Below are 18,343 nucleotides of genomic sequence, written 5' to 3'. Positions count from 1 at the left end.
CGTCACGACTCGGCTCGAGATCGAACCCTAACTCCGCCACGAGTCGACTCGAGTCGAATCCTGCCCGTTGGCCCTTCGACTCGAGCCCAATTTCGGTTGTATCAGGGCTCGAGTCGGAACTTCTCCGTGCGGGCGTTCTCGAAACGGGGACCAGAGCCGCAGTTTCGGAACCCGAGTTCGTCGGCGGCGGCTTTGACGCCGTCGGCCTCCGGCGGGATCAGGAGCTCGACGGTCATCGATTCGCCCTCCGCGAACCGGACCGGCTCGGCCAGCAGTTCGACGCAGGCGTCGTCCGTGCCGCCGATCTGGGTGACGTGGACCGTCTCGCCTTTCGCGTCGAAGCTGACGAATCCGAGGAGGTCCTCCGGGTTCGACTCGTCATACTGCGTGTCGCCGGTCCGGACGTCGGCGTTCGGATCGTGGGTGCCGTCTTCGGCGACGCGTACCGTCCGATCGTGTACGAGGTTTCGCATCACGTCAGTCGGCGAGTCAGCGATGGACGCAAGTGCATCGGCATCGGCCTCGAGTGCGTCGCGTATGTTCATTAGTGTGTGGTAATGGCTTGCACTACTATAAATCTCGCCCGGCGGCTCACCCGCGCCCGCAATCGCCCAGTCCGCTCGAGTACCCTACCGAATCGACCCCGTTCGGACGGATTCGAACGCACCGATGCGATCGGAAGTAAAAATGAGATCGATGGGACACAGTTATTTGCTCGCTCTTGTAATGGACTGGCACATGAGCAGAACCACGGCCACTCACGTCGATTGTGGGGTGTCTCTATGCGCGTCGTAGCGAAGTTCGGGGGAACCAGCCTGGGGTCGGGCGACCGAATCAACCGGGCCGCAGACTCCGTCGCCGCGGCGGTCGAAGACGGCCACGAAATCGCCGTCGTCGCCAGCGCGATGGGATCGACTACCGACGACTTGCTCGAGGACATCACCTTCGAGACGGGCGACAAGGACAGAGCCCAGATCGTCAGCATGGGCGAACGGACCTCCGTTCGGATGCTCAAGGCGGCGCTCTCGGCCCGCGGCATCGAGGCGCGATTCCTCGAGCCGGGCAGCGAGGACTGGCCGATCATCACGGACGAGCACGGCGAGGTCGACGTCGAGGAGACCCAACGGCGCGCCTACGAGGTCGCCGAGTCGCTCGACGACGTCGTCCCGGTCATCACCGGGTTCCTCGCCGAGGGAACCGACGGCTCGATCACCACGCTCGGTCGGGGCGGCAGCGACACGACGGCCGTCATGCTCGGTAAGTATATGGACGCGGACGAGGTCGTCATCGTCACCGACGTTGAGGGCGTCATGACGGGCGATCCGCGGGTCGTCGAAGGGGCCAGAAACGTCGGCGAGATCTCGGTCGACGAGCTTCGAAACCTCTCGTTCCGGGGTGCCGAGGTCGTCGCTCCCTCCGCGCTTTCGTACAAGGACACCACGCTCGACGTTCGAGTCGTCCACTACCAGCACGGCGACCTTCTCAGCGGCGGGACGAGCATCGAAGGCGAGTTCCAGAACCTCGTCGATCTCCGGGAGCGCCCGATCGCCTGTCTCACCGTCGCGGGCCGGGCGATTCGGAACCAGCCGGGAGTCTTCCAGCACCTCTCGCAAGCGCTCGGTGAGAGCGACGTCAACATCGAAGCCGTCGCGAGCGGCGTCGACACGGTGACGTTCTACATCGACGAAGAGGAGGCCGAACGAGCCGAGAACATCCTCCACCGCGAGGTCATCGCTCGCGACGAGTTCTCGAGCGTGACCGTCGACTCGCCGATGGCCGTCGTTCGCGTGACCGGCGGCGAACTGCCGAACCAGCCGGGAATCATCAGCGACATCGTCAACCCGCTCGCAGAGGCCCGGATCAACCTTCAGGACATAATCACGAGCGCGACCAGCGTCGCGCTCGTCGTCGACTGGGACGATCGCGAGGAAACCTTAGAGATCACGCAGGACCTGTTCTAGGTCTCGGTCGCCCGTCTCGTCTCGTTTACGCTCGCGTCAATTTCACGCTGCTTGCATAGTCTGGCAGAAGTGACTTTGCCGCGAGGGGCGACGTTCGATTCATGCTAGAACTCGCGCTCACGTTCTTCGTCGTCGCGGTACTCGCAGGATTCTTCGGACTCAACGGGATCGCGGGGCTCACGATGGCGATCGCGAAGTGGCTCGTGCTCATCTTTCTGGCGCTCGCGGTCGTTTCGCTGCTTCTCTAAACGTCCATCACGCGCCGGACGTGACGATCTTCACTCGACGTCGATCAGCAGCGAATAGAGCAGACACCCGAGTCCGCCGACTTCGCTGAGCCGGCTCGCCATCGGGAGGTAGTACGATCTGACTCGAGGTTCGAGCGTCGTTAGCTGCCCCGCCGAGTCGACGACGATCGAGAACGCGAACGGAACGATCGTCAGCAGGAACAATCCCGTCGCGAGAAACAGCATTCGACGGCTCTGGTGGTGGCGATAGCCGCGATAGGCCTGAAACACGATGAACAGCGCCAACCCGATCGCGACGAGCGTCACCGAGAGGAGCGTCAGGTAGTCGAACGAGAGTCGCGTCGCCGCTGGAATCGGTGTCATCGTCAAAGTCCCTCCCACATATTTGTGAAGCGGTCCGAGAGGCTCTCCGTCGGTTTCGATTCGATCGTGACGGTGAAGCCGTCCTCGTCTAAGTCGACCGTGATATTGTCGAGTTGGGCTTCGTACACGCTGTAATGGTTCCCGTCGTCTTCGACCACGGTTTGCTCCGCGAGGAGTCCACAGTCGATGAGCCGCTCGGCCCGCCGGTAGATCGTCGATAGCGAGGCGTCACACGCCTCGCTGAGTTCGTGTGCCGACCGCGAACCACCGACCGTCTCGACGAGGATTTCGCGCGCGTACTCGTCGTCGAGCTGGGCGAATATCTCGTGCGATCGATCGCGCTCGCGCTCGTCGTTGTCGTCTCGGTTTGGTTCGCTCACGTGTCGTGGCTCCGCGATGATCCGGCGTCTCGAGTTCCGAGCGCTCGTTTGTAATCCGTCACGCCCTGTTCGGTAAGCTCCCGTCACGACAATCACGTTCGATTCTCGAGGTATTTTTTTCGGTCTGTGTCACACGCCGTTCGAGCCTGTTCGTTTCGGCGGCTCTCTTTCTCGTCCGTGGCGTTTCCTGTCTGCCGGTTCGTCGGCGCTAACGAACGCGGGGAAACCCCATCGCGATCCCGTACTGCACGCAGACGGTCGCGACAAACGCGAGGGCCCCCGCAGCGGTACTCGACAGGGCGGACTGAGCCACCGCGAAGACTCCGATAAAGATGCCTGACGCTACGAGTCCTGCCGAGACCGTCCAGACGGCCGCGTACGTCGGCGAATACTCCACCGGCCAGTACTCGCCGTACGCGTACGGGATGAAGATGCCGAGCGTACAGATCAGCAGGAATCGATTGCCGACGCTCTCGCCGACTGGTGCGAGGAAAAACGCGACCAGTGCGAGACCGACCGCTGCGATGCTGACCGATAGATCCGCTGTCAGGTCGTCGGTGAGCCGTTCGGAAAGTGACCGAGATTCGTTCATCGATCACCGATTGCGTTCGGAGACCTATAGTATATCACGAGCGTTCGCCAAGTCAGCGAATCACGGACCATCGTCTCGATTCACCTCGAGATGGCTCACTCCTCCGCGAGCAGGCCCTCCGTCGCGTACTCCTCGCGCAGCGCCTTCTTGTCGAACTTCCCGGTCGCGGTCTTGGGTACCTCGTCGATGAAGACCACGGTATCGGGCGTCCACCAATCGGGGTAGTTCTCGCCGACGAACGCCTCGAGTTCGCTCTCGAACTCGTCTTCCTCGAGGTCAGCGCCCTCGGCCGGCACCACGAACGCGGCGGGTCGTTCCTGCCAGCGCTCGTGGGGGACGCCGACGACGGTCGCCTCGCTGACGTCGTCGTGGGCCATGATGGCGTTCTCGAGTTCGACCGAGGAGATCCACTCGCCGCCGCTTTTGATCACGTCCTTGGCGCGGTCGACGATCTGGATGTAGCCCTCGTCGTCGACGGTGACGATGTCGCCGGTCTTGAGCCACGACCCCTCGAAGTCCGCCTCGTTCGCATCGGGGCGTTCGAAGTACGAGTCGGTCACCCACGGGCCCCGAACGTACAGCTCGCCGAACTCCTCGCCGTTCCACTCGATTTCCCCGCCGTCGTCGTCGACCACTTTGAACTCGAGACCGGGGACGGCAAGCCCCTGTTTGCCGCGTTTCTCGTACTGCTGGTCGGTCGAGAGGTCGCCGAGCCCTTCCTTGATGTGCGCGACGGTCCCGACGGGCGACATCTCAGTCATCCCCCAGGCGTGGACGACGTCGACGCCGAGGTCGTCGTACTGCTCGATCAGGCTCTTGGGGGCCGCGCTGCCGCCGATGACGATACGCTCGAGCGAGGAGAGGTCCGCGTCGTTCTCCTCTAAGTACTCGAGGACGCCGAGCCAGACCGTGGGGACTCCGGCCGAAATCGTGACGCCTTCCGATTCGATGAGCGAGACGAGGTCTTCGGGCGCGGGCGAGGGGCCGGGATAGACGTGCTTCGCGCCGGCGGCGGTGGCCGTAAACGGAATTCCCCAGGCGTTGACGTGGAACATCGGGACGACGGGCATCACGACGTCCGCGTCGCGAACCCCGAGCCCCTGGGGGGTAAGCGTGGCCATCGTGTGCGACCACAGCATCCGCTGGGTGTACTCGACGCCCTTGGGCTTGCCGGTGGTTCCGGAGGTGTAGCACATCCCCGCCGGCGTCTCCTCGTCGAGTTCGGGCCAGTCGTACTCGATCGACTGTCCGCCGATAAAGGACTCGTAGTCGGTGACGGGACCGAGGCTGGTTTCGGGGACCTCCGAGCCGATGACGACGTACTGCTCGACGCTCGAGAACGCCGTTTCGTCGTAGGCCGCTTCGAGGGGCTCGAGCAGCGACGGATCGACGACAAGCACCGTATCTTCGGCGTTTTCGACGATGTACTGAATGTGCTCGGGCGGAAGCAGCGGGTTGATCGTGTGCAGTTGCCCCCCGATGTTAGGAGCCCCGAAGTAGATCTCGGCGTGTCTGCTGTGATTCCAGCAGAAGGTGCCGACCCGCTCGCCGTCGTCGACGCCGAGATCGGAGAGCGCGTTCGCCAACTGCCGGGTTCGGTCGGCGAACTCGCCGTAGGTCTGTCGCTCGATCCCCTCGTGTGTTCGCGAGACGACCTCTCGGTCGGGATACAGTCGTTCGGCACGCCACAGAAACGGTCTCAACGTCTGGTCGTACCCAGCCATGTCTCTGGGTTCTGCCCTATTCCTCATAATAGTATGTGTTGTCATCACATTGTCAGCGAAAAGAAATATACGACGCGCCGGCACTGTCTAGCTCTGTACCTCCTCGATCTGCGTCTTTCCGTCGAGAGCGTGGTGCGGTCTCTGTCGGTTGTAGTAGTGCATGAATTGTTCAATCCATTCGCGTGCGCTCGACCGGCGGCCCACCCACGAGTTGTGGAGGCGGTCGATACGCATTTTGAGGGTGTGAAACCACTTTTCGATGAGGTTTCGCTCGGTGTAGCTGAACCGACCGTTCAATCCCAATCGAGCAAGGGCAGTCCGATACCCGAACTGATCCACGAGGAATACGGTGTCGGAGAGATCGTATTTCTCGTCGAGTCGATGCAGAAACGCAGCTGCCGGATCGGTGCCATGCCGACCAAACAACGCGACATCGAGAATTAGCTTCGTCTCAGTGTCTATTGCAACGTACAACCAAAACCACCCGCCGTTGATTTTGATAGCAGTCTCGTCAACCGCGACCCGCTTCGGCTGCGCTAAGGCGGGTTGTACTCGCTGTCAGCCAGCCGATGTACCCAATTCCAAACCGCTCCATGCGAGCGTTCAACGCCTAATTCCGCCACGATTGTAGTTGTCTCACGGAGCGAACAACCGGTTTCGTGGAGGCGGATGGCGAACGCCCTGACCGGCGTCGCCGTCCGCTCCCAAGATTCTTCTAAATACGGGTCATAGCACTCGATGAGCAGGTCTGCGAGCATTCTAGTCCAATTCACTCAACGACCTGCTCGTTCCTCAAACTGGCTCAACTAGACAGTGCCATTGAATAGATGCTTTCGAGTGAGAGAGTGAAATATCTCTGTGTGATGAATATCTGGTTGCTCCCCGCATAAGAGCCACATGATGAGCTGTATAATCAATATCACTTCCGAACAACAATTGTGTTCGCAACCCGGTCCCCAATTCGCTGATATTGATCAGACATGAGCAACACCCCCATCCCAACAATATAGAATGCTGGGAGCCAGTCAATGAGTCTGAGTAGGTTCCGAAGAGATGATTCTTGCAAAGAAAGTGATCCTCCATTTTCGTGTGTAACTTTGATTGAAACAAGATATTTGCCTACCGTTTGTCCATATTTCCACTCGCAGATAGTGTGATAGCTAATTGCAAGTATAAACCACAGAGTAAGTCCAAGAATCGCAGCGATACCGTCTAAGTCCGCATAAACACCATTGCTTGTCTCGATGTTTCCAGTGAGAAGTCCGATTATCGGCATCGCAATGAACGTAAGAAGGAGCCAGATAAACGAATCGACAAACATGGCAACTCCACGGACACCGACGCCACAATAAGCTGAATCAGTACCAGACGCCATTATACTCAGAATGAGCTAGCTATGAATTAAAAGCATTTCGAACGGCTTACTTACTATTTATCCTTCGGCTGGTTCGGCTGGTAGTGTTCAGATAAGCTGATTCCATGCGAAGCTGAACAATCCAGTCGTCGACAGTTTCTGCTTCGGCGTTGCTGAAACAGTTTGAGAAACAGATGGTTCGTTGTTTTATCACCTGAAAGACACGTTCAATAACATTCTAATTTCCATGTTTCTCGAATCTGAAATCAAAGCCGTGACGCTGACACGCATATTGTAACGAATGCAATTTATCGATGAGAAACACGGCGTTCTCGACGTCTGTTTTCTCGGAGAGTTCAGTCAGAAACGAATGAGCGATAACCTTCGTTGTCGTCGGTACGAGTCTTGTATGGAATAATTGGTTTGTTTCAGGATCGACGGTGGCGTACAGCCAATATTGCTCGTCATTGAACTGGATCACAGTCCCGTCAACCGCGACATGATCCGGACACTGGCCAGACTCGGACTGTAAATCGGCCTTATGAACCATTGGTCGATCATGTTTGATATCGAATAGCTAAAGAATAAAAATAGTATTCGAGAGTGAAGGCCCAACGAGATGGAGTTGAATACTCAACTTCATCAACAGCCGCGGTGTCGCTTCCCGTTCAATAAAGTCTAAAGCGACCTGGTCAAGATTACCGCCAAGGATAGCGTTTTCGGCATAGACACTCAAAAAACGCTACGTTTCATTCTTCAATCTTTATCTGAGTACCGCCATTTTCGAGGTGGTATTTGGTAGTTACTTTGTCTAAACATTATAGTTAAATATATAATAAAGAGATAACAACCGACTATGATGGGGGACTCCATTGATAATTTCCACCGACGTTCGCTACTTCGGAAGAGTGTAGTGGCTGGTCTATCAGTCGATTTGATTGGTACTACTACTGGGAGTGGGCAACGAAAACCTGACGAAGACCAATATATCGTCCTAGCAGGCAGCACAGATCAGACTGCACGACTCGAACATGCAGGGTACGAGATTTTGCACGAACTTGCGGATGGTTCTGTCCTTATCGTTCAGGGGCCCGCGGGGACGGTGGCTGAACTCCAGTCTATGGTAGTTGTCACGAGTGCGGTTGCGAATCAATCGGTTACCGTCAAACCGACTGGTCTGGGAAAGGACAATAGCACGGAAGACGAAACGTCGCCATACAAAGAACAGTGGTCTATGGAACATATCCGTGCATTCGACGCACACGATATCGTAACCGGGAAGGGAACGACGATTGCGGTAATCGATACTGGTGTTGATCACACTCATCCCGACTTGAAATCGCAACTTGACCGCGACCGCAGTCGACTCTTCCGCAATGGAACTATCGCTGCCGGAGTCGATACAATTAACCTCTCGACGAAGTTGGAGTCGGTCGAGCGATTCGTTGCAACTGATGTCAATTGGCACGGCTCTCACGTTGCCGGGATTGCCACTGCACCGCGAAATGAAAGCGGAATTGTCGGCGTTGCACCCGATGCAAAACTCGTCTCGCTCCGACCATTCTTCCTTGAGAAGGCCAATGATTATCGTTTGAGTGGTAATTCAGTTGATCTATTAATTGCGATCGATTACGCCGCTAAAATCGGCGTTGACGTAGCGAACATCAGCTTAGTTGTTACTGGCCGTAATCCTGGGAGCGTTGCTCGGCGACGAATGTTCGCTGCGTTCAATCGAGTTATCCAATACGCGATCGAGCAGGGGACGACTGTCGTTACTGCGATGGGCAATCAGGGCCTCAACATGAACGAGTATCCCGGATACGTACTTCCTGCCAGCAATCCAGGAACGATCAGCGTTGCAGCAGTCGACGAAACCGACACCCGACGAGACGACTCTAACTTTGGAGACAGTACGACAACAGTCGCAGCGCCTGGTGAACAGATTCTTTCAACGGTCCCAGAAGAGCTCAGTCCCCAGCGATATTCGTATACATCGCAGACATCAGTCGCGGCACCACACGTTGCTGGCCTTGCATGTCTGGTCCGAGAGCTTAACCCCGACATCCATCCGCGAAAGATTACACAGGCGATTCAGAAGGGGGCTGTTCCGTTGACTGGCGATGGAACGACCGGGCTCGGTGCAGGTCGAATCGACGCTCGTACCACGATAGACTACCTTAATCAATAAATCCATAACGTATTGTTAGGGTTCAACAGGGCTACAGTATGTCGAACTTGTCCTCGGAAAGCACGCTATTCACCCCAACAAATTTAACACCAACTAATATTTTCAATCTGTTCTATAATAATTATATATTCAAGATATAACACTCAAGTCGATAGAGGTGCTTCTGAATCCACGGCTCTGTTGAATCGCTGTAAGGCGGTGAATTTTACTGTTTGACAGCGCGTTTGATGTTATAGACGGCACACATCAGAGTAATTTCCCGGAACTCTCGATACCAGCTACACGCTCGCACGGCGTAGCCGAGCGAGCGCTTGACGGCGGAGTGACGGTTTCGGTCATTGACCGCTGAGCGTATCGATATTCGTCAATATGGGCGTTGTGTGCGTGATCGTACGGTGCGAAGATCCGGTGTTTGATCAGCGGTCGAATGTCGAGGTCACGGAGTTGTTGCTTGTCATAGCCTTATCAGCGGCTAGAGACCGCAGATCGCCCGCGTTCCGGCGGGCGATCTGCTTACAGAGATCCACGTCGCTACCTTCTAACGTCGTCGAGCAGTGAAGATCGAGCACAGCTTGCGTTGCTGTATCGACGAGTTTTGTGACTTTGAGCGTCTGAACGCGATAATTCGTTCGATGGCAGTAATGGCGGCTGCCATGGTCTCGTTCATAGAACGTTGCATCGATCGCAGCGTGCTCAGAGAGATCGTGCAGTTGCGCCGAGAGGCGCAGCAGCACTCGCCAGAGTGCTGTCTTGATTCCGTCAAACCACTTGACTAGCGTCGAGTGATTGGGAAGATCGGCCGCTTCGAGGCCGATTTCCCCGAGTATCTGTGGCATTTCGCTCAGCAAATCTTACGATTCTTGGTAGGACTTCTTCAGGTAAACTCACAGACAGTGCAGCGACACCACGCACGCTCAGCGAAGCCGCCACCTCTTAGGGGGCGGCAACTTCGTCTCGGCCACCAACAGCATTTTAGCTAACTGAACGGCTTTGCTCGTGAAGCGGAAGATCTTCGGCATAGGCATCGGCTTCCCGCTTTATCTCTCTCGCTCTGACGGTCGAAGCCGGCGCCGTCCAGCGGTTCACCAGAACCTATAATCACTATTTAAGCTGGTTATTGGTACGACGTTTTTCAAACCGGATGCCCCCGACGAGAGCACCTATTCCAATAACAATAAGAGTTCCTTGGACAATAAAGCTTGCATCACCAATTGTGAGCATGCCAGCAGTAATTAGCGATAGGACTCCAAAACCAGACATCACATATCCAGATAGAGTAGGGTGTGCTACAATAATTAGCAATCCAACACCGATAACTGCAGGATACACAGATGCTATGCTAATACCAGCGAAATAATACCCAGCAATAGTAAGGCCAAATGCTGCAACAGCTAATGCAATATATGGATATTGCCAACGGTTTATCGAAACCATATTGCCTGTTGGGGTTCTGAACTTTATATACTTTCTGTTCTACACGCTATAAACTAAAGAACCAGATTATATTATTAACCATGCGATGGATAGTTACTGGTAAAAATCGCTATACACCCGTCAAAAGACGGCTTCACAATCAGAGGAGGAATCCGTTTACAAAGGCTCCTATAGTCTATGCCGGAACAAGGGTCGGTGGTTTAAGAGTGATCAGGGACCCTGCAACTGCGATCAAAATAGCCGCGGCAATGATGATAATTTCTGGTGGATTAAGACCAGCGGCGTCAAAGATATCTTCAGCTAAGTCTCGAGAGGTATCGTACAGTGTATTAGCCAACTCAGTAACGGAAACGTCACTTAGGTCAGGATAATCGGGACAGTTTGGTCCGAGACACGCTGTGTCAAATCCAACGCCTGTTTCAACATAGATACAACCGTTGCTTTCGTCTATTAAAAGACTAAAGCTGATTTCGTTCTGGATATTCCCTGTGATATCATCATCTTCGATATCTATATTAGGACCGTAACCGAACGACATGCCGACAGATCGGCCAGTAAAATAGTTTCCGCCACAACTGAGTGATTCCTCCATGATTGGTGCTTCAGCGAGTGCACACATCTCAGGACCAAACGGAACATTTAGGCACCAATTGAACGGAAGCCCGTCTGGAAGTCCCGGAACCCACTTAGGAATTGTAGCTTTTGTACTCAGGTCACCATCAGTATTATTTTTAAGACACTCGTTCAGTTCTTCCTCAGCAATTTCTTCCAACTCTTTGAGAACCGCTTCTTTCTCTTCTTCACTAAGTTTGTTTTCACCCTCATTTGCTCCAGCCGATTGGGCAGCCCCCACTGATGAGAGGGCGAGGCTAGATCCGACAACGCCAAATCCGGCCTTTTGAAGCACTTTCCTTCGGTTAAAATCATTAGTTTTGTCTGACATCTGCATATGGGGGCAATTTCCATTAGCACTTATATCTGGTCATTTTCATTAGTATATTAGTACTATTCAAGAATCAAGATATACTTAGTGGGGTTAAGTTTCTTCCCCAATATATTTATGCGACATTCACTGAATTCATGTTGGTGTATTACGACTAGAAACCGACAATCGCTGTTCTCGAGGTTCTTCGAATGCCACCAGATCACGACGACAAGCCATAGCATCATGACCAAGCAGCACTTTGCAAGTGGATCAACGGTCTCGCCGAGCAGTATAATGGACGCGCCGGGTACACGCGCTTTCGTTCATTACTGCGCGAAGCCGTCGGCTGGGGTCCGGGTCGCCCCTTCGATGGCTATTTTGTATCAGATAGAGTAAACAACCTCGAGGCCGTCACCGGGTTCATGGTCGCCTACAAATCCAAATCCGTCGAGCGGATCCGGTTACCCGACAGGGACGAGCGCGAGCGCGCGCTCGAGGAAGCCGGCTACAACGTCTTCTCGCTCGCGGCCGACGACGTCTACATAGACCTTCTCACCGACAGCGGAACGGGAGCGATGAGCGACGAGCAATGGGCCGCGCTCCACCGCGGCGACGAGTCCTACGCCGGGTCGTCGAGTTTCGAACGCCTCGAGTCGGCCGTCGAAGACGTGATGGGATTCCCGCACGTGATCCCGGCCCATCAAGGCCGAGGCGCGGAGAACGTGCTCTATGGCTCAATTCTCTCCGAAGGCGACGTCGTCCCGAACAACACCCACTTCGATACGACTCGAGCCCACGTCGCGAACCAGGGGGCGGAGGCAGTCGACTGTCCGACCGACGCCGCACACGACCTGACCGCAGAGGAACCGTTCAAAGGCAACTTTTCCGTCGAACGCGCCCGCGAGGCCGTCTCCGAGGTCGGCGCGGAGAACGTGCCGCTTGTCATCTCGACGATCACGAACAACTCGACGGCCGGACAGCCGGTCAGCATCGAGAACACGCGCCGGGTTCGCGCCTTCGCCGACGAGATCGACGCCACGTTTGTCATCGACGCCTGTCGATTCGCCGAGAACGCCTTCTTCGTCCGCGAACGTGAGGACGAGTACGCCGACGCGACCGTCGGCGACATCGCTCGAGAACAGCTCGAGTACGCCGACGCCGTCGTCATGAGCGGGAAGAAAGACGGCCTCGCGAACACGGGCGGGTTCGTCGCGACTCGAGACGACGCCCTCTTCGAGCGCTGTAAGAGTCGCGCGATCCTCTACGAAGGGTTCCCGACCTACGGCGGCATGGCCGGCCGAGACATCGAGGCGATGGCCGTCGGGCTTCGCGAGGCGGTCACCGACGCCTACATTGAGGACCGAATCGAGCAGGTTCGAACGCTCGCATCGATGCTCGAGGACGCCGATATCCCGATCTATACGCCGGCCGGCGGCCACGCCGTCTACCTCGACGCCGGCTCGTTTTACCCACACCTCGACTCGAGCGAGTTCCCCGGACAGGTCCTGGTCTGCGAACTCTACCGGGAAGGCGGTGTCCGCGGGGTCGAACTCGGCAGCTTCGCGTTCCCCGACTCGGACCGACCGGAACTCGTTCGGCTCGCGATCCCTCGTCGCACCTACCACCAGGAGCACTTCGAACACGTCCTCGAGACGGTCGAGAGCGCCTACGAGAACCGCGACGCGGTCGACGGACTTCGGCTCGCGACCGAGCCCGAGATTCCGGAACTGCGCCACTTTACCGCCGAACTCGAGCCGGTCACGAACTAGCGGCGGTCTAGAAGCGAGCGCGTTTGCGGTCCGTCGTTGAGCCTTCGTTCAGTCTGCAGGGACAGTTAGCGGTTTTTCAGGACAGTTAGCGGTTTTTCAGAATACTCCGTGCGTGATCGCCGAGCGTCGGTTCCGTCTCCGCTTGCGCCCCGCCGGTGAGCCGCCGTTTCGCTTTCGATCGCAGACCGCTCTGTGAGCCCGTCGAGCCGGCGACGTCGACGACCCAGTCCGGAATCTGTTCCTGCAGTTCCGCGCGCTTCTGTTCTCGCATCGTGCTGTAGCGGCGCAAAAGGAGTCCGACGCCGATGAACAACCCGGCGTCGAGCAGTTCGCGGCGGAACCGTTCCGGGTCGTCCCTGACCGCGAGGGCTTTCACCAGCGAGATGCCACCGATCCCGAGGTACAGCAGCGAGTTCCGCCCGGGATCACCGCGGAGGAGCCGTTGTAGATTCATGCGCACCGACGTACCACGGTATCACCCATAAAACCGACCCGCGCTCGCAGAGATACCCGATCCGCACTTGCGGGGATAACTTATCCGCGCTCGCAGCGATAACCGGCCCGCGCTCTCAGGGGACAGAGACGACTACTCCAACCTCTCAGCGCGATTCCTCGAGCGAGCCCCGATACCGCTCGTCGTCGATCGGCTCAATCGAGAACTCGAGCGAGTCGTAGAACGGCCGAACCCCGGCGTCGAAGTGGGCGGTCAACCGGCCCTCGCGCTCGAGGGCACGCTCGACCAGCGCCCGTCCGATTCCCTGGCCGCGGTGTCGCCGTCGAACGCCGATCGCACCGATGTGTGCGCTGTCCCCAGCGCCTTCGAACCCCTCCGCGACGTCTTCGAGCGGCTCGAGGACGATCGTTCCGAGGATTCGCTCGTCGGCGTTCGCTGATTCGTCGCGTCCTGTTTGTGTCGACTCACCACTCTCAGCTCTCGAGGTCTTGTCGATCCGTGCCGATCCGGCGCGGTCAGCGCGAGCGCGGGTCGCTGGCCGGCGATCCCCCGCGACGAAGACGTCGTTCGCGTCGATTCGTCCTTCGACGTCGCCGGGCTCGAGCATCGCCGCGTCGAGAATCCGCCGGACCTCGAGGGCGTCCTCGCTGGTCGCAGTACGGGTGTACATTGTTCTGGTGGTCTGCTAGTCGGTCGCCGACACGGTCACGTCCTCGGAACCTACTCGTTTCGCTGGCGCTCGAGCACGCGTTCTTCGGGCGTCGGTCGCCCCGGATAGATACCGTAACTCGCGAACGCATAAAGAACCGTTACTAGGGTCGCACAGAGGACCCCCGCCCCGGCGACGGCCTCGAGCGCGACGAACGCGAGCGGCCCGGCGAACGCATCGCCGAGTGCCGCCGCCGCCTCGCTGTTCGGGGAGGTCGCCAGCCCGTAGGGGAGAAACGCCACGAACGCGCCCGCCCAGAACTGGCCCGCGGCGAGCCGAAGGGACTCGAGCGAGCGGTCGCGGACGACGATTCCGATACCGAAGAGTCCGACGGCGGTGATCGCGAGCGCGAGAACCGTTCGAAGCGAGGGCGCAAATCCGTCGTTAACCGCGACGCCGAGGGCGACGACTCCGGCCGAAACTGCGAGAGAGAGCGTCGACCGCGCAGGGATTGTGGGACGCATTCTACCAGCAAGTATCGGATGCCAGTACATATGTCTCGCGGACTGCGAAACGATCAGGTTCGGTGAATAAACGGCTCGATGACGCTCCTGAGCGGACAACAAAGAACGTATTACCGCCGCGGACGAGACGAACGTGAGAACGATGCGACAGGAGACACACCGACCGTTCGAAGGATCGCCGCCGGCCGACGATCCGCGAGTGACCGAGATCGCGTCGCCGAGCCAAAATTCGCCCTCGATCGATACCGCGCCGCCGATCGAGATCTCTCGAGTGGCCGACCGCACTCCAACTGCCCCGCGCGATCCTCGCGTGCGATGTCGATGAGGGGGTTATCTCGAGCGAAGCGACTCTGGCACCGCTACGTCGTGGACGATCCCGAGGAGTATCAGGCGTACGTCTCGTTCCCAGAAAGATCTGGTCGGGAGTCGGTCGGCGACGTTCACGAGCAGATCGCCGCCCTCGAGCGCGTCTTCGAGGGCCGTCTCGACGTCTACGCGCGATCAAACGGCGTCGCCGTCGCCACGGATCGGGTTTCGGCCGAGCGCTTCGACGCCGACGCGTTCGAGTCGATCCTCGAGCGGATCGAGCGCGTCTACGCCGGGACGCACCGACTTGCCCGCGTCAAAAAGCGGCGACGGATCGACGGCAAACTCGTCAGATCCGACGTCGTCGTCCCGGTCAAGCCGCTCTTTCCCTGGGAGGGAGACGACGAGCGAGCCGAAAAAATAGCGCCGCCGACCGAGTAACGCCGACCCGTCCGCGACGCGTCTTTCGGGCGTGGGCCGGCCCGCCCGTGCGGGTCGTCTAGTCGTCCTCTGCACCCGGTCCGGCGCTCGGTTCGGAGCCCGTATCGCGGTCGCTGCCGCGCGGACTCTCGCTTCGGGTCTCTTCGGACGGCGTGACCGTACTCGTCCGGCCCATCCAGCCGTCGATGTTCTCGGAGACGTAGTCCTTGCCGCCCCAGCCGAAGGCGACGCCGGCACCGATGGCCACCGCGGCCGCCAGTCCCCACGCGAGCGCTCTGGCGAAGACGTAGAGGATGCCGACGTCGATCCCCATCGTGTCGAGGCCGATGACGATCGCCGTGAAGTACAGGAACATCCGTGCGCCGTTCGCGAACCAGCCCGCGTAGGCCGTCTGCGTCGCGGCTCGAGTCCGTTCGATCACGTCGCCGACGAAGTCCGCGACGACGAATCCGAGGACGATGACGAGCAGGCCGGCGATGAACGCCGGCAGGTACGACACCGCCGTCGAGATCCACTCCGAGAGCGTCGGGATCGCCAGCGCGTTCGCCGCCGCGAGGATCGCGAGTGCGTAGACGAACCACTTCGCCAACGACCCGAACGCGTTCGAGACGGCCTGTTCGGTGCCGCCGAGGATTCGCCCGAGCGGGGTCTCGAGGACCATCCGATCGAGTTCGATGCCGTCGGCGATGCGTCCCACGACGCGCGCGGCGAAGCGGCCGACGACCCAGCCGATGAGGAGGATGACCACCGCCCCGATCAGCCGGGGAACGAACGTTATCAGTTCTGCGACCGGCTCTTGCAGCCAGTTCGGAAGCTGTACCGCCTGTGCGGGTAGAGATTGTACCATGCCAGTCGACGTTGGCTCGATCCGGCCTTTGTAATTGTGTAGGTATTTTGGAGTCTGTAAAAAACTCCGTTTCCAACGCGGTTGATACGATCGATGAACTACCTGCTACGGAGAGTAACACGGATCTCGAGCCGTCACGGATCGAGAGCGAACCGAACCACCAGCCGAGTTGCTCTCCTGCCGATCGGCGACCGAAACCGAGAGACTGGGGCCGATAAAAGACGATTGACTCGCCCCCGATACACGGGCTCGTCGACCGGTATCGCGGCCGGACGATCAGAGCTATCGACTAGCCCGCTGATCTCTCAGCTTCCGCTCATTGCTCGGTTTGAGACACGAAGTAAAATTCGAGTCGACAGCGACGGAATTGCCGTCGATCTCGAGGTCCTCGAGTCGTCGAACTCGACTCGTGTGCCCCCTCGAGTCGCCCAGCGTTCAGCGATGGAAACCGACCCGCAGTTCGTTCGAACCGGCGATGACGGACTGGCGTGTCACATCCGATTCGGAGCGGAGACGCGCCCTACCGGGTCGAACGAGCCGATGAGTGAGTCGGTCTCTGCACTGCGCGATCGATCGGTCAACCCCGATCGCCCGACCGCGCTGGCGAATTTAGTAATTCGGGCTTACCCGCCCTTGATCAATCGAAGCACGGTGACGTGGTCGGCGTCGACCGGCTGATCCTCCGGAACGGGGCGGCCGTCCACGAGAACGGACACCTCGTGGGGGCTGAGATCGACTTCGGAAAGGAGGTCGGCGTACGTCGGCGGCCCGTTCGACTCCGCGGCTGGATCGGTGGGAACGTCCTCGAGGGCGAACTCGTGGGTGTCTTCGCCTTTGACGTCCACGGTGACGCGCATACGATCCGTTGTCGCCGTTCGAACTTGAGGGCGTCGTTGGACGCCTATCGAGCGCTCGAGTCCAATTCGGCTCGAGTCCGAGACGGCGTCGGTCGACCGCTCGAGGCCGATCAGTCGGCGGTCGATTCGCCGGTTCCCGTTCGCGCCCGGGACTCGCGGCTTCGTCGCCGTCCTCCGTAGAGGGTCATCGCGAGCGCGCCGAGACCGAGCAGGAAGATCAGGAAGTTCACGATTCCGCCGACGATCGGAACTCGCGCGAGCAACGCGCCGCCGACCAGTCCCACGACGAGCGCGAGCCACCGGTTGTCGAGTCCCACCAGCGACAGGAGCCAGGCGGCCACGGCGAACCGCCCGTAGACGATTCCGATCCAGACGAACAGCGCGAAAACGAATCCGCCGATTATCGAGAGCGGGATTCCCACCACCGTGATCGCGAGGGCGATCAGCGCGATGGGGACGACGATGAGCACCGCCAGCCCGACCAGCCCCGCCCGCACCGGCGCGTTCGCGACCCGGTCGGCGACGCCGCTCGAAAACCGCGGGAAGAGCAAGAGCAACGCCACTCCGAGGAGTAGGTTCAGCGCCAGCGTGTACAGCGCGAACACCCACGTCACGATCGGCTCGAGCCCCGTATCGGGTCCGACGCCGATGGACGAGTCCTCGGTGACCTCGCCCTCGACGACTCCCGTCTCGCCCTGCAGGTCCCCGCTGTACTCGAGGTCGCCCGAGATGGACGCCGTCTCGCCGAGTTCGATCGTGTCCGCGCCGATCCGCGCGTCGCCGTCTATCGCTCCGTCGATCACGACGGTTCCCCCGCCAGCCTGAAAGTCGCCGCCGACCGACCCGTTCTCGGCGAGGCGGACGTTCCCCGCGGCCGCGCTCACGTCGTCGCCGACGGTCCCGTTGATCTCGAGGTTGCCCGAGGCGACGGAAACGTCCCCTTCGACCTCGCCGTTGACGTAGACGTTTCCGGCGAGCGCGCTCACGTCGCCGGTGACGGTGCCGTCGACGATGACGTTGCCCGCGAACGCCTCGACGCTGTCGACGGTTTCTCCCTCCTCGACGGTGACCGTGCCGTCGAACCCGTCGGGGCCGTCGACCGACTGGGCGGCGACCAGCCCCGGCCCGCTGCCGACGACGAGCACGAGGACCGCTACGAGCACGGCGACTCGAGCGAGCTGACCGGCCGACGACCGGTTCGACGCGTTGGGTTTCGACGCTGCTGTGGTATCAGGTGACATATCGCCGGTACGCCGCGCTGGCGGATAAAATAGTGTCTATGATGATACTTTTAGTGAGCGTCAGAACGACCGACTCGAGACCGTCG

General features: G+C 59.0%; 19 protein-coding genes and 3 pseudogenes. 5 read left to right on the top strand and 17 right to left on the bottom strand.

Annotation, left to right across the window (positions count from 1 at the left end; all coding sequences use genetic code 11):
- Positions 1–101: 101 nt before the first annotated feature.
- Complete coding sequence (locus tag BM348_RS00810; RefSeq protein ID WP_092900648.1) at positions 102–545, bottom strand: hypothetical protein; 444 nt, start codon at positions 543–545, stop codon at positions 102–104.
- A gap of 237 nt (positions 546–782) precedes the next feature.
- On the opposite strand from BM348_RS00810, the gene BM348_RS00805 reads away from it, so the two are divergent.
- Together BM348_RS00805 and BM348_RS00800 are read left to right on the top strand one after the other, a co-directional pair.
- Positions 783–1,961 (top strand): aspartate kinase, encoded by a 1,179-nt coding sequence (locus BM348_RS00805; protein WP_092900645.1) that lies wholly within the window; start codon positions 783–785, stop codon positions 1,959–1,961.
- A gap of 101 nt (positions 1,962–2,062) precedes the next feature.
- Positions 2,063–2,209, top strand: a complete 147-nt coding sequence (locus BM348_RS00800) for a DUF1328 domain-containing protein (protein WP_082146712.1) — start codon at positions 2,063–2,065, stop codon at positions 2,207–2,209.
- 30 nt (positions 2,210–2,239) lie between these two features.
- Here BM348_RS00800 and BM348_RS00795 read toward each other — a convergent pair whose 3' ends face one another.
- From BM348_RS00795 to BM348_RS00765, 7 genes and pseudogenes are all read right to left on the bottom strand, one after another.
- Positions 2,240–2,572 (bottom strand): hypothetical protein, encoded by a 333-nt coding sequence (locus BM348_RS00795; protein WP_092900642.1) that lies wholly within the window; start codon positions 2,570–2,572, stop codon positions 2,240–2,242.
- Positions 2,573–2,574: 2 nt separating this feature from the next.
- The gene (locus tag BM348_RS00790) at positions 2,575–2,952 is read right to left on the bottom strand and encodes a winged helix-turn-helix domain-containing protein (RefSeq protein ID WP_092900639.1); all 378 of its coding nucleotides are present in this window, start codon (positions 2,950–2,952) and stop codon (positions 2,575–2,577) included.
- Between the two features lie 208 nt (positions 2,953–3,160).
- On the bottom strand, positions 3,161–3,544 hold the full coding sequence (locus BM348_RS00785; protein ID WP_092900636.1) for a hypothetical protein: 384 nt from the start codon (positions 3,542–3,544) through the stop codon (positions 3,161–3,163).
- A 95-nt stretch (positions 3,545–3,639) separates the two neighbouring features.
- Complete coding sequence (locus tag BM348_RS00780; RefSeq protein ID WP_092900633.1) at positions 3,640–5,268, bottom strand: long-chain fatty acid--CoA ligase; 1,629 nt, start codon at positions 5,266–5,268, stop codon at positions 3,640–3,642.
- Between the two features lie 87 nt (positions 5,269–5,355).
- Positions 5,356–6,026: pseudogene (locus BM348_RS00775) on the bottom strand (IS6 family transposase).
- A gap of 161 nt (positions 6,027–6,187) precedes the next feature.
- Complete coding sequence (locus BM348_RS00770) at positions 6,188–6,643, bottom strand: RDD family protein (RefSeq protein WP_092900630.1); 456 nt, start codon at positions 6,641–6,643, stop codon at positions 6,188–6,190.
- Positions 6,644–6,730: 87 nt separating this feature from the next.
- Positions 6,731–7,358 (bottom strand): annotated as a pseudogene (locus BM348_RS00765) (IS6 family transposase).
- A 384-nt stretch (positions 7,359–7,742) separates the two neighbouring features.
- On the opposite strand from BM348_RS00765, the gene BM348_RS00760 reads away from it, so the two are divergent.
- On the top strand, positions 7,743–8,810 hold the full coding sequence (locus BM348_RS00760) for a S8 family peptidase (protein ID WP_217641989.1): 1,068 nt from the start codon (positions 7,743–7,745) through the stop codon (positions 8,808–8,810).
- Positions 8,811–9,015: 205 nt separating this feature from the next.
- Here BM348_RS00760 and BM348_RS00755 read toward each other — a convergent pair.
- From BM348_RS00755 to BM348_RS20485, 3 genes and pseudogenes are all read right to left on the bottom strand, one after another.
- A pseudogene (locus tag BM348_RS00755) lies at positions 9,016–9,829 on the bottom strand (IS5 family transposase).
- A gap of 82 nt (positions 9,830–9,911) precedes the next feature.
- On the bottom strand, positions 9,912–10,244 hold the full coding sequence (locus BM348_RS20490) for a hypothetical protein (protein WP_139231121.1): 333 nt from the start codon (positions 10,242–10,244) through the stop codon (positions 9,912–9,914).
- Positions 10,245–10,419: 175 nt separating this feature from the next.
- Positions 10,420–11,193 (bottom strand): hypothetical protein, encoded by a 774-nt coding sequence (locus BM348_RS20485; RefSeq protein WP_139231120.1) that lies wholly within the window; start codon positions 11,191–11,193, stop codon positions 10,420–10,422.
- Positions 11,194–11,591: 398 nt separating this feature from the next.
- On the opposite strand from BM348_RS20485, the gene BM348_RS00750 reads away from it, so the two are divergent.
- The gene (locus tag BM348_RS00750) at positions 11,592–12,938 is read left to right on the top strand and encodes a tryptophanase (protein WP_092900627.1); all 1,347 of its coding nucleotides are present in this window, start codon (positions 11,592–11,594) and stop codon (positions 12,936–12,938) included.
- An 85-nt stretch (positions 12,939–13,023) separates the two neighbouring features.
- Here the strand turns inward: BM348_RS00750 and BM348_RS00745 are convergent, their stop codons facing one another.
- The 3 genes from BM348_RS00745 to BM348_RS00735 form a co-directional block, all read right to left on the bottom strand.
- The gene (locus tag BM348_RS00745; RefSeq protein WP_092900624.1) at positions 13,024–13,392 is read right to left on the bottom strand and encodes a hypothetical protein; all 369 of its coding nucleotides are present in this window, start codon (positions 13,390–13,392) and stop codon (positions 13,024–13,026) included.
- 145 nt (positions 13,393–13,537) lie between these two features.
- Positions 13,538–14,062 carry a GNAT family N-acetyltransferase gene (locus tag BM348_RS00740; protein ID WP_092900621.1) on the bottom strand — a complete coding sequence of 175 codons (525 nt, stop codon included), beginning with the start codon at positions 14,060–14,062 and terminating at the stop codon, positions 13,538–13,540.
- A gap of 50 nt (positions 14,063–14,112) precedes the next feature.
- Positions 14,113–14,565, bottom strand: coding sequence for a DUF1467 domain-containing protein (locus BM348_RS00735; protein WP_092900618.1), 453 nt, complete (start codon positions 14,563–14,565; stop codon positions 14,113–14,115).
- Between the two features lie 321 nt (positions 14,566–14,886).
- Between BM348_RS00735 and BM348_RS00730 the strand changes: the two genes are divergently transcribed.
- On the top strand, positions 14,887–15,312 hold the full coding sequence (locus BM348_RS00730; protein ID WP_092903506.1) for a hypothetical protein: 426 nt from the start codon (positions 14,887–14,889) through the stop codon (positions 15,310–15,312).
- 58 nt (positions 15,313–15,370) lie between these two features.
- On the opposite strand, the gene BM348_RS00725 is transcribed toward BM348_RS00730, so the two are convergent.
- From BM348_RS00725 to BM348_RS00715, 3 genes are all read right to left on the bottom strand, one after another.
- A complete protein-coding gene (locus BM348_RS00725; RefSeq protein ID WP_092900615.1) occupies positions 15,371–16,159 on the bottom strand; it encodes a mechanosensitive ion channel family protein in 789 nt (262 codons plus the stop codon).
- Between the two features lie 623 nt (positions 16,160–16,782).
- Positions 16,783–17,016 (bottom strand): ubiquitin-like small modifier protein SAMP2, encoded by a 234-nt coding sequence (gene samp2, locus BM348_RS00720; RefSeq protein WP_092900613.1) that lies wholly within the window; start codon positions 17,014–17,016, stop codon positions 16,783–16,785.
- Positions 17,017–17,126: 110 nt separating this feature from the next.
- Positions 17,127–18,257 (bottom strand): bactofilin family protein, encoded by a 1,131-nt coding sequence (locus BM348_RS00715; protein ID WP_092900610.1) that lies wholly within the window; start codon positions 18,255–18,257, stop codon positions 17,127–17,129.
- Positions 18,258–18,343: the final 86 nt, after the last annotated feature.

The sequence above is a fragment of the Halostagnicola kamekurae genome (assembly GCF_900116205.1).
GTDB lineage: Archaea > Halobacteriota > Halobacteria > Halobacteriales > Natrialbaceae > Halostagnicola > Halostagnicola kamekurae.
Note: the sequence above shows the minus strand (reverse complement) of the source record. Positions and strands in the feature narration are given on the sequence as shown.